Annotated in this window: 7 protein-coding genes; 1 reads left to right on the plus strand and 6 read right to left on the minus strand. The window is 44.8% G+C overall.

Going from position 1 to position 11,420, the window contains the following annotated elements; translation table 11 throughout:
* Positions 1 to 575: 575 nt before the first annotated feature.
* From ACXAD4_RS09250 to ACXAD4_RS09265, 4 genes are all read right to left on the minus strand, one after another.
* Positions 576 to 2,111, minus strand: a complete 1,536-nt coding sequence (locus tag ACXAD4_RS09250; RefSeq protein WP_475240826.1) for an efflux transporter outer membrane subunit — start codon at positions 2,109 to 2,111, stop codon at positions 576 to 578.
* Positions 2,104 to 5,235 (minus strand): efflux RND transporter permease subunit, encoded by a 3,132-nt coding sequence (locus ACXAD4_RS09255; RefSeq protein WP_475240829.1) that lies wholly within the window; start codon positions 5,233 to 5,235, stop codon positions 2,104 to 2,106. Before ACXAD4_RS09255 ends, ACXAD4_RS09250 begins: the two co-directional genes overlap by 8 nt.
* A gap of 14 nt (positions 5,236 to 5,249) precedes the next feature.
* Positions 5,250 to 6,428 (minus strand): efflux RND transporter periplasmic adaptor subunit, encoded by a 1,179-nt coding sequence (locus tag ACXAD4_RS09260; RefSeq protein WP_475240831.1) that lies wholly within the window; start codon positions 6,426 to 6,428, stop codon positions 5,250 to 5,252.
* A 104-nt stretch (positions 6,429 to 6,532) separates the two neighbouring features.
* On the minus strand, positions 6,533 to 7,420 hold the full coding sequence (locus ACXAD4_RS09265; protein ID WP_475240834.1) for a LysR family transcriptional regulator: 888 nt from the start codon (positions 7,418 to 7,420) through the stop codon (positions 6,533 to 6,535).
* A 414-nt stretch (positions 7,421 to 7,834) separates the two neighbouring features.
* Here ACXAD4_RS09265 and ACXAD4_RS09270 point away from each other — a divergent pair, with 414 nt between their 5' ends.
* Positions 7,835 to 9,352 carry a tetratricopeptide repeat protein gene (locus ACXAD4_RS09270; protein ID WP_475240835.1) on the plus strand — a complete coding sequence of 506 codons (1,518 nt, stop codon included), beginning with the start codon at positions 7,835 to 7,837 and terminating at the stop codon, positions 9,350 to 9,352.
* Positions 9,353 to 9,426: 74 nt separating this feature from the next.
* On the opposite strand, the gene ACXAD4_RS09275 is transcribed toward ACXAD4_RS09270, so the two are convergent.
* Both ACXAD4_RS09275 and ACXAD4_RS09280 read right to left on the minus strand, forming a co-directional pair.
* The gene (locus tag ACXAD4_RS09275) at positions 9,427 to 9,987 is read right to left on the minus strand and encodes a hypothetical protein (RefSeq protein WP_475240836.1); all 561 of its coding nucleotides are present in this window, start codon (positions 9,985 to 9,987) and stop codon (positions 9,427 to 9,429) included.
* A gap of 192 nt (positions 9,988 to 10,179) precedes the next feature.
* Positions 10,180 to 10,896 carry a DUF3581 domain-containing protein gene (locus ACXAD4_RS09280; RefSeq protein WP_475240838.1) on the minus strand — a complete coding sequence of 239 codons (717 nt, stop codon included), beginning with the start codon at positions 10,894 to 10,896 and terminating at the stop codon, positions 10,180 to 10,182.
* Positions 10,897 to 11,420: the final 524 nt, after the last annotated feature.

Below are 11,420 nucleotides of genomic sequence, written 5' to 3' on the forward strand. Positions count from 1 at the left end.
GAGGGGGCGTTATATACGCCTCCAATTAGGAGGACTTACTCGTCATCATGTCTTGGCTATTGGTTATTGGTTATTGTTGATAGCTTTTTTGTAGATAGTTTGCTGCGTTCTAACCATTCAATTAGGATTGAGAGTTAGGTTTATTACTTACGCTTTTGCTTGGTTTGAGATTTAACACGCTTAGAAAGAATGTAGTGCATTGCCATAAGAGAATCGTAGTTCATGAGAGTCACCTCTGTTATATTTCTGTAATAAATTTACTTTTAGGTGGCTTGATTGCTGCCACAAGAAGAATAATAGTGTGACTTGCGTCACTTTTCAAGTGGTTATTGGCATGTGTGATCTACAGTGATGTAATTTAATTACAAAAAGTGCAGTTAAAGTGATCAGCGATAGAAAAGATTAATAATTGAAGTTTTGGTGATGGTAATCGGGATATTTGTCTAGCTGTATTTGCCTCATCGCAGCCATCCTTTTGCGTAATCTTGTGGAAAAGTCATAAGGATGGCTGTTTTGTCAGTTCATGAAAGATACTGACCGTGGTATTGACGCGTGTATTGCGATAAAAACCAATGTTATTGACTGTACTGCTGGTTATATAGAGCATTCGTCGACGGTAACGAATCTGGCATTGGTACATCTGTTTCTACCCAGCCACCACCCAGTACCTTGTACAAGGTGATTAAATTGAGCTCCTCAGAGAGCTTGGTATTGATGAGCTCTTGCTGGGCGGTATAAAACTCGCGTTGAGAATCAAGCACCGTGAAGTAGTCATCAACCCCTTCGTCAAAGCGCAGGTTGGATAAACGGAAGCTTTCACCTGTTGCATCGACCAGCATTTGCTGGGCTGACACTTGGTCTTTCAAGGTTGCTTGGTTCGCTAGCGCGTCGGCAACTTCCCGAAATGCAGTTTGTATAGCCAGCTCGTATTGGTTTAGCGCAATTTGCTGATCAGCAATGGAAACATCAAGTTGGCTGTCGAGTTCACCCCAGTTAAAAATCGGCAACACTAGATTTGGTGTGAATACCCAGCTTCGGCTGTCACCAGAAAACAGATCATCAGCCGATGCACTGAGTAATCCACCGGTTGCGGTGAGTGAGATCGTCGGGAAATATGCTGCTCTTGCTGCGCCGATATTGGCATTCGCCGCACGTAGTTGGTGTTCGGCAGATAAAATATCAGGGCGGCGAAGCAGTACGTCAGAAGGTACACCGACATGGACAGGCGCAAAACCGATGTTGTCGGCTAACTGAGGGAGCAGGTGAATTGGCACACGTGTACCGACTAATGTGTTTAGTGCGTTAATGTCGACATCCACTTGGCTGGTGAACAGGGCAACATCTTTAAGTGCCGTGGCTACAGTCGTTTTAGCCTGCGATACATCAAGGCCGGTTGCTACACCACTGTTAAAACTTTTTTCTGTTAGCGCTAATGAATCTTGCTGAACCCGCAAAGTATCTTCGGCTAAACGCAACAAGCGCTGATCAGCAATCAGGGTTAAGTAGGATTCAACGACACTGCTCACCAAACTCAGTTGAGTATTCTTCCGCGCTTCAATGGTTGACAGATACTGCTCAAGTGCTTGCTGCTCGAGACTCTGAATCCGGCCCCAGAAGTCAATTTCATAATTGCTTACACCAAGGTCAACACTGTATTGGCGGCTGATCGTTGAATTACCATTATTAACGTTTTCAGACAGCCGCTGGTTCGCGCCCGTAACGCCGAGATCGATATTTGGTAATCGGTTTGCACGTTGAATACCGTATTGTGCTTCGGCACGTTGGATATTCAATATTGCAATCCGTACATCCCGGTTGTTGCGAAGTGCGAGTTCAATGACCTGTGTGAGCTTGTCACTTTGGATAAATGCCCGCCAATCTTCATAGGGAGAAACCCGGCTGATTGATGGCTCAAGGCTTTCTGTATAGCGATTGGATACACCGGGTACATTACTCCCGGTATAAATGGAAAAGTTGTTGTCACTTTCATCCACAGGCCATGTCGTATCAATAGGAGCGACAGGCTGTTGGTAGCTCGGAATAAAGATAGTACACCCAGTTAGGTTTATGGCTGCATAGATACAGAAGGCAAGCGACGTTGTTTTAGTCATTCTTGGTCTCCTCTGCGGTAGCAGGCTCTTTATCAGGTCCGTAAAACACCCGTGTGACAACGACGAAGAATAAAGGCACGAAGAAGATACCGAGGAAGGTTGCGGTGAGAACGCCACCTACCACGCCGGTACCCACGGCGTTTTGTGCACCTGAACCAGCCCCACTGGATATTGCCAATGGGACAACACCCATGCCGAAGGCGAGAGACGTCATCAATATAGGACGAAGGCGGATTTTGGCAGCATGAATGGCGGCCTTGAACATATCTTCACCTGAGTCATGGTATGACTTGGCAAACTCGACAATCATGATGGCGTTTTTCGACCCTAGCCCAATGGTTGTAAGCAACCCGACTTGGAAATAAACGTCATTATCAAGCCCGAAAACCAAGGTAGCAGTCACCGCTCCCAATATGGCTAACGGTATGATTAGGATGACCGAGAAGGGCACCGCCCAGCTCTCATAAAGTGCAGCAAGGCACAGGAATACTATAAGTATCGACAGGGCATAGAGCATAGGTGCCTGACCACTAGAGATACGTTCCTGATAGGACATCCCCGTCCATTCAAGGCCAACCCCTTTAGGCAATTGGCTGACGATTTGTTCCATTTCCAGCATGGCCTCGCCGGTACTGACGCCCGGTGCAGGTTCGCCTAGTATTTCCATGGCAGACGTACCGTTATAGCGCTCAAGGCGAGGGGAGCCATAAGTCCATTCCCCTTCGCTGAAAACCCGCATAGCCACCATTTCGCCGGACTGATTCCGTACTTTCCATTCCATGATATCTGCCGGATTCATGCGATAAGGCATGTCGGCTTGTACGTAAACTTGTTTGATCCGGCCTCGATCTATAAAGTCGTTCACATAGTTACTACCCAGAGCTGTACCTAAGGTACTGTTGATGTCATTGATCGACACGCCTAGAGCCCGGGCTTTTAGCTGATCAATTTGGATATGGTACTGGGGGGTGTCATCCAACCCGTTAGGACGCACTTGGATAAGGTTAGGGTTCTGAGCGGCCATGCCCAAGAGTTGGTTTCGTGCTTCAGTCATTTTCTCATGGCCGAGCCCAGAACGATCTTGCAGGAACATATCAAAGCCAGTGGCATTACCCAATTCCATAATTGCAGGTGGGGCGAAAGCAAATATCAATGCTTGAGGGATTTCGGTAAAGGCCATCATTGCCCGTCCGACAATGGCATTGACCTTATCGCTGTCAGCGGTTCGTTCATCCCAGTCGTTAAGGGCAATAAACATCATACCGGTATTGGCACCTGAGCCCGCAAAGCTGAAACCTGAAACAGAAAAAACAGACTTCACGTTTTTCTTTTCAGCCACCAAAAAGTGATCTTCAACTTTATTGAGAATTTCTAAGGTTTGCTCCTGGGTTGAGCCACTGGGTAACTGCACCATACTCATCATGATGCCTTGGTCTTCATCCGGAAGAAAACCGCTTGGCAGGCGTAAAAACAGCAGTGCCATGACGGCGCCAATACCTAAATAAACCAATAAAAAGCGGATACTTCTATGGGTAATAATGGTGACCGCAGAGGTGTATTTTTCAGTGGCTTTATTGAAATTGCGGTTGAACCAGCCAGCAAAGCCCGTTGTTTTGTGTCCATCCGTAGTTTTTAGCAGGCTGATACATAAGGTAGGTGTCAGAATGATGGCAACCATCACAGAAAGGGCAACCGCAGTGACGATAGTAATTGAAAATTGGCGATAGATTGCGCCGGTAGAACCTGCGAAAAAGGCCATTGGGATAAACACCGCGCACAGTACCATACCGATACCCACCAGGGCACTGGTGATTTCGGTCATGGACTTTTCGGTCGCTTCCCTTGGTTCTAGCCCTTCCTCCTCCATGATCCGCTCTACGTTTTCCACCACCACGATGGCATCATCAACCAGCAGGCCGATAGCCAGTACGAGTGCAAACATCGTCAGGGTATTGATGGAGTACCCTAGAGCGAGCAGTACAGCAAAGGTACCGAGAACCACGACCGGTACCGCGATCGTCGGGATCAATGTTGCCCTGAAGCTCTGCAAGAACAGCAGCATCACCAAGAACACCAAGAAGATCGCTTCGAGAAGGGTCTTAACTACTTCCTCTATCGAAATTTCAATGAATGGGGTGGTGTCATAGGGGTAAACCACCTTGATACCTTCAGGAAAGAAAGGGGTGAGCTCACCGAGCTTGGCTCTAACGGCATTGGCGGTTTCCAGAGCATTCTTGCCGGTTGCCAGGGCTATAGATATCCCCGTTGCCGACTGCTTGTTGTAATTCGAGACCGTTTGGTAAGACGCCGACCCTAATTGAACCTTGGCAACATCTTCCATTAACACCTGAGAGCCATCAGGGTTGACCTTGAGCAAGATTTTTTTAAATTGTTCAACGGTTTGCAACCGTGATTGGGCGGTAATTGTGGCGTTTAGTTGTTGGCCTGGCACGGCAGGTGCTGCGCCGAGTTGGCCTGCTGATACCTGGGCATTCTGCTCTTGTATCGCAGTCACAACGTCAGAAGGCATCAAGTCATAATTTTCCAGTTGGTAAGGGTTCAGCCATATCCGCATGGCATATTCTGCCCCGAACAACTGGGTTTGACCCACACCATCGACCCGGCTTAGAGGGTCTAGCACATTGCTGGAAATGTAGTCAGATATATCTTCATTGGTTAAGGAGGGATCATCAGAGACGAAGCCAATTACCATCAGAATAGAGTTACTGGCTTTCTCTACTTTTACTCCTTGGTTTTGCACTTCTAGCGGTAATAAAGGGGTCGCGACAGAGAGTTTGTTTTGAACCTGTACCTGAGCAATATCAGGGTCGGTACCTGCCGCAAAGGTGAGAGTCGTGGTGATATTACCGAAAGAGTCCGAGGTGGAGGACATGTATAGCAGGTTATCAAGGCCGTTCATTTGCTGTTCGATAACCTGGGTTACAGAATCTTCAGCCGTTTTCGCCGAAGCGCCAGGGTAGGTGGCAGAAATCTGAATTGCCGGCGGTGCAATAGTCGGGTATTGGGCAATGGGTAGCAGGATGATAGAAATCACCCCTGCCAACATCACCAAAATGGCAAGCACCCATGCAAAAACAGGTCGCTGTATAAAGAAATGAGCCATGAACCCGTCCTATTTTACTTCGAAGGATTGTTAGTCGTTGTGCTGCTGACTTCATGGGACTTGCTGACAGGTGCACCAGAGCGGACAAACTGCAAGCCATCGACAATGACTTTATCGCCGACGTTCAACCCTTTGGTGATCAGCCATTGGTTATTCACCAGTCTGTCGGTTAGTACGGTTTTCACTTCTACTTTGTTGTCTTGTCCGATGACGCTCACCTGGGCGTCTCCTTTGGGGGTGCGGGTTAAGGCTTTGGCGGGAATTAAAATCGCCTTGTCGACTACCCCTCTTGGTAGGGAAGCTCTGACAAACATACCGGGAAGTAGAATTTGCTGCGGGTTTGGAAAAGATACCCGCAGTACAAAAGAGCCCGTTGTTTCATCGATGTTGATGTCAGAAAAAAGGATAGTACCGGGCTGGTCGTAAGTGGTGCCATCTTCAAGAGACAACTGAATATCACTTAATTCAGCATCGTCGCGCTTGAAAGCGCCTTGGGCCAACTCTCTTCTAAACTGCAGTAACTCAGTACTCGAAGCGGTGAGGTCGACATGCATGGGGTTATAAGTTTGTACTGTTACCAAGGGGGCTGATTGATTGGCAGTGACCAAAGCACCAGCGGTAACGGAAGACCGCCCGGCTCGACCATCAATAGGGGCGTTGACCTTGGTATAGTTGAGGTTGATTTTGGCGTTTTCAACACTGGCCTTAGCACTGGCAACGTTTGATTGTGCTTCTTGGTATGTAGCGACAGCATCATCATAATCCTGCCGGGATACAGCTTTTTCCCTCACAAGGCGGCGGTATCTATCTGCACGATTTCTTGCGGTAGCCAGATTCGCCGTAGCTTTATTCAAATCAGAACGGGCTTGATCAAGTGAAAGCTGAAATGGTGCAGGGTCGATTTGGTAAAGGGGCTGGCCCTTTGACACCATGGTACCTTCCTCAAACAGTTGCTGGAGGATGATCCCGCCTACTTGAGGCCGAACTTCAGCTTCATAAGAGGCGACTGTTCGACCTGGCATTTCATCGCGCAGTTCTACTGACTTAGTTGCGATGGTTACATAGCCGATGTCATATTGTGGCCCTTGCGGGGCTGTAGCTTGTTTGTCTTCACAACCCTGCAAAAAGGTGAAGCTTAAAAGAGCTAAAGACAATGAGAACGGTTGTAACAGTTGCTGCTTAACACTGATCATTTCGCCAACCTACCTTAAAGCTACAAACTAAAAGCGTGACTAAGCCTTGCTCTAATCATTAAGAGTAATGAATAGCTTATTCAGGTTTGTGACGGGACAGTGTCTTATCTTTGCGTAGGATTCTCTTTTAAGTACTGACAAAGAAGATCAATAAACTGATTAGCTGTTGAAGATAAAGGGGAATGATCGGCAAAAAGTAAGCTAATGGTGACAGGGATCTGCTCTGCCAATGAAATAACCCTGACTGTATCTTGGTAGTTATTTGCTGTCCAAGGGTCAACTATCGTAACGCCCATGCCCTGAATCACTAACTCAGCTGCGGTCGAATACGATCTTACTGATATTTGAAAGTGGTAATTAGGCTGGTGTTTTAGGACCGAGTGTTTAACTGCTAGTCCTAGCGGGTCGCGAGCATCCAGGCCAATAACAGGAGCGACATCAAGTAGCTCAGGTATGGTTATTGAGCTCGAAGACCAAGCAAGATTATCTGGCAGCAAGGCGACCATTTCGGCCTTTTCTAACTCTTGGCTACTAATCCTTGGTGGAGCAGTGTGGCCAAAGCTGATCGCGAAATCGAGTTGATTGTCCAATAGAGCATCACAGAGCTCATTTTGATTTCCTGTCGAGATCTCCGCCGATACTGGAGATGACTGATATAACTTAGCTAATACCGGAGGGATGAGATTGGTTGAAAGAATAGGTGGAGCGCCGATTCGAAGATGGGTGTGTCCTTTCTGTAGTTTACTGGTGAGCGATTGTAGGTTTCCCACTTGGCGATAGAGTTTTTCAGCTTCAGGTAACAAGGCTTCGGCTTGTTCAGAAGGGATAAGTCGTCCTTTGTGACGGTGGAACAGAGGAAAACCAAGCTGAAGTTCTGTGTGAGCGAGCACTCGAGTGATATTTGGTTGTGAAACGTGCAGTAATCTTGCAGCCCCTGACACACTGCCGCTCTTCATTACAGCGTAAAATACCTCTATCTGGCGTAAATTCACAATCTGACCCTATCTATCCTTGGGGTGAAAATCACAATTATTGCTTAAAAAACACATTTCTCTCAGTAAGTTATTTTGACAGTATCATCATATAAGAGCAATCGATTGATAACTGTGAGTGGAAAGAGAATGCTAAATATTGATTAGATCACGCCGATGGTGACAATATATTGTCGGAATTTCACATTGATGTCATTTTATTGTCCTGTTGTGATGCTAAGCTATTAATATTAAAATAAATAGATAATATTTACTTAATTATATATTTGTCATTTTTTGCTATATCAGAATGATTGGCTATAGTGATTATATATTTACTTGTCGGTTAACTGTCTTTTTATAATGATTCCTTTGTCGCAATTGTCAGCGCAAATTTGCTGCGAAAATAGAGATCGTGCTTTCCAAGTAAAGCAAATGTTTGTAAAGGCAGGCATTGTTAACGTGGATGTTGTTGATTTTAATCAGCTAAAAATCAATCGTAACATTCATGATGTCTATTTCATTGACTATGAATATCAATATCAAAAAAAGGTTTCTGACTATATTGTTGAAAAAAGAAATAGTTCTTTTTTTAAGCGCTATCCACTGTTTTTATTAGCACTATCAGAACTGGCAAGTGATTTTGACTGTAACAGTGCCCGGTCTCTGGATGCTGACCATGTGGTTGCTGGCTTATTTAGTTATGAGAATTTTAATACATTGCTCAACCGGCTATTAAAGCATAAAGCGTTTTATGAAAATGTATTCCAAAGTGCTGGTAATAACCTAGAAAGATTCACGACAAGTGTTAGTCAGTACAAAGACAAGATCAAAAACCCTCAGTTGCTGAATCTTTCATTGCTGTCACTTTATAAACAGCAGATGAATAATGATTTTCTTAACTTATATCAACAGCATGATAGGGCATTGATAGAGCCAAGAAATATCATTCATTTCAGTGACTTTTGCCCCGAGCCAAAGCAAAGTATTTCGGCTCTGCAATGGTTATTAAAGAAGGATGAACTGCCTTTTTTAGTCCATACTCGCTTAGCGGAAGAGTACCAAAAGCTCAATAATATCGAAGCAATTTTCCAGCACAGGTATATTGCATTCGAATCAAATCCTGCCAGCCAAGAGGCATTTGTCGAGCTAGTTCGTTGCTTGATTGAGCAAGAAAAACTTGAGTCGTTATCTTCGGTATTGGCTAAGCGGCTGAAGTATATGCCGAGCAAGTTGGAAGACTATTGCGAGTTAGCGATTGAGCTTTCAGAAGCCTTTTTGTTTTCTGGTATACAAGTGAGCAAAGACCAGTATAGAACATTGTTTGAGCCTGTATTGAGAAGCCTGTTTAAGCGTTTATCTGCAGACAAGCGTGAAGAACTTGTCGCGTTAGTCAATTTGCTGAAGACCCTTCATATCAATAAGGCAGGGAAGGGGCTTAAGGCGAGAGCAATGGCGTTGGACATCTATCACAATGATGTGATGAGAAAGAGAAAGCCTTGCCTGCATCTGAATCTTGTGTCGTTACGTGTTTTGGCAACTTTTGGTGAGGTGAAGTTGTGTTTTTCATTGGTTAATAAAATCAATGCGTTGGAATTGCACAAACAAAATACAGATTTATATAAATGGGCGGCGAAACCTTATAGCAAGCTACAGAAAGTCTATATATGGTTGAAGAAGTTACCTAAACTCGCCCCCGAACAGCAACAAAGCCAAGTGATAACCTTGGATGTAGTGGAAAGGTATTATCCATTTTCTTTTGATATCAATTGCATGATCCTAACGGCTCTTCTTACTGTCGATGCATCAAGTAAGCAGCAGGCGTTACAAGTTATCAAAAGGCTAAAGCGCAGTAACTATATCATCCGTCATCTAGATTTAGAGACAGAGATTATGCGGAGTAAAACCTATATGGATGCTTTGCAGAATCATCCAGTCTCTCGTTCAGCCTAGTTTGTTGCAAGCCATGCATTGAAAACCCGGCGAGTAGGCCGGGTTGAGTTATTATTTCAATCGTCACCGTTAGATTATTTGTCAGCAACCGGAACCATAATGTGTACATATGGGGTATCTTTCCACATCACGTATGGACCACCTGATGAAGGGTCATCGGTGATCCCCTCGAGCATGGCTTTTGGCACAATAATCATTAGGTGTGGGCCGGTTTCGGTGTAATCTTCAGCATTTTTAGGGTCTGGATGATAAGGGTCTGAGTTACTGACACCGGCGCCTCGGTCACCTTGTAACATGTAGGAAATGCCAATCTTTGTTGCGGTAAAATCTTTCTTGTTGATCATTGCTGTCAACATTTCCATCCATACTGCATCGTTACACATAGGCATGCCGTCATCCGGGAAGGTATCTGGCATGCAAGTCCAGCCATTTGAACCTTCAACAACGACTTTACCGTCAACGACAATAGTCGCTTCATCACTGATTGATGCGGGGGCGGCAGACTTGGCCCTGCCTATTTTTTCTGTCATCAAATCTTCAGACATCTTATTGTCTTCAGCCAATACTGGCACTGCAACTAAGCTGGTTGACAGGATGGCTGATACGCAAAGAGCTGATTTTAAGAGATTAACCATGATTATTTCTCCACCTAGTCTGAAATCAACATCATGGAATGAGTTGTCACACCTTTATGACAACATAAAGTATAGGGTCTTATGGAGGATCAATCGGAGAACATGCTAGTGGCTGGCGTGAATATGGTAATAAAAAAGCCGTCATAAAGACGGCTTTAAAGGATAAATCATTAAGTTAGCAGTGAATTAATTTTAGGCGGCAATGGCTGAGAATTCAGCCTTACGTGCATTGAAGCGTTCAACCAAATCGTCAATCGCTGCTTGGTCATATGGCTTCAAGCCACTCATAAGCATGCGCTTACGTCCAGTACCGACCACTTCACCGTTTTCCTTGAAGTGAAAGTTAAGTGTCACGCTACCACGCTTACCATCAACTTCGATTTGTGACTCGGCTAGCTCAACCGTAGGGGAGGTGAGGTCTAGGCGTTCAAAGTTGAGCTCCATGCTCTCGTAGATAACCAATGGGCGCGCTGTGTTGATCATGATCTCCTTAGATTTCATCAAAGGAACCATGATGTGTGGGAAGTTCATGCCCGAGAACTGAACGTAGCTTTTGGTCACCTGCTCGATGAGAGCTTTGTTTGTGGTGATGTCACCTTCACGAGTAACATGCAGATACTCTTTATCAGCATCATCAACAATAGCGAAATCGTTGAAGCAGCTGTGTTTTGCTTTCAGGCCGATGCCATCATTGATCATGCCTGCAAATTCAAAGCGCATCTTTTTACTGATGCCTGCACGTGAAAGTACAACTGAAAATAGAAGATCACCAGGAACGCAGAAACGTTTGTTATCTTCATCGTGAATGGGATTGAAATCGCCAGCGATTTTCTTTGCAAAGTGACTCGCTTGCTCACGGGTAAAGCTGAATACACCATTCTCTTCTAAGTAATATGAATCTAGAAACATGCCTAACGTACTGATAGTGGGTTAATTAAACTGTCATCTATTCTACCTGATATCTTCATCATAAATGGTCTAGCCAGTGAAAAATGACTAGGAAAAGAAAATAAATCAGCTGATAGTGACTCAAAACTCAGTATAGCGACTGGCCGATTATTATACCAAATCACTATGATTGATTACATTTGTCACAGTTATGGAAGTGATTATAGCGTGAGAAAATTTTTTTAGTGCAACTCAATACATAATTTTGTACTATTGCTGAAAACGACAAGGATGACAATAACATACAAATCCTAACTAAGAATGATATAAAGTCGTTTATTACCTTTCTGATAAGCAATGGTTCAGCTTCGTCGCTGAGTCCGCTTGAGGGAAGGAACAGACAGGTTCCTCAATTATTGACGAACAATGGCTAGGGTTACTTTATCTGAGCAATTCCAAGATGCTGTGTACAAGCGATATGCGTGTACGGAGCACAATAAACCATCTTCTAGACGTGTAGAAGCTCAGGAAAAATAAAGTAGCAC

It is taken from the genome of Photobacterium sp. AWH4_225, from assembly GCF_056158405.1.

Bases quoted from the DNA above. Each gene is read 5' to 3' on its own strand.
- ACXAD4_RS09250 (WP_475240826.1), bottom strand. From the start codon at position 2,111: ATGACTAAAACAACGTCGCTTGCCTTCTGTATCTATGCAGCCATAAAC.
- ACXAD4_RS09255 (WP_475240829.1), bottom strand. From the start codon at position 5,235: ATGGCTCATTTCTTTATACAGCGACCTGTTTTTGCATGGGTGCTTGCC.
- ACXAD4_RS09260 (WP_475240831.1), bottom strand. From the start codon at position 6,428: ATGATCAGTGTTAAGCAGCAACTGTTACAACCGTTCTCATTGTCTTTA.
- ACXAD4_RS09270 (WP_475240835.1), top strand. From the start codon at position 7,835: ATGTTTGTAAAGGCAGGCATTGTTAACGTGGATGTTGTTGATTTTAAT.
- ACXAD4_RS09275 (WP_475240836.1), bottom strand. From the start codon at position 9,987: ATGGTTAATCTCTTAAAATCAGCTCTTTGCGTATCAGCCATCCTGTCA.
- ACXAD4_RS09280 (WP_475240838.1), bottom strand. From the start codon at position 10,896: ATGTTTCTAGATTCATATTACTTAGAAGAGAATGGTGTATTCAGCTTT.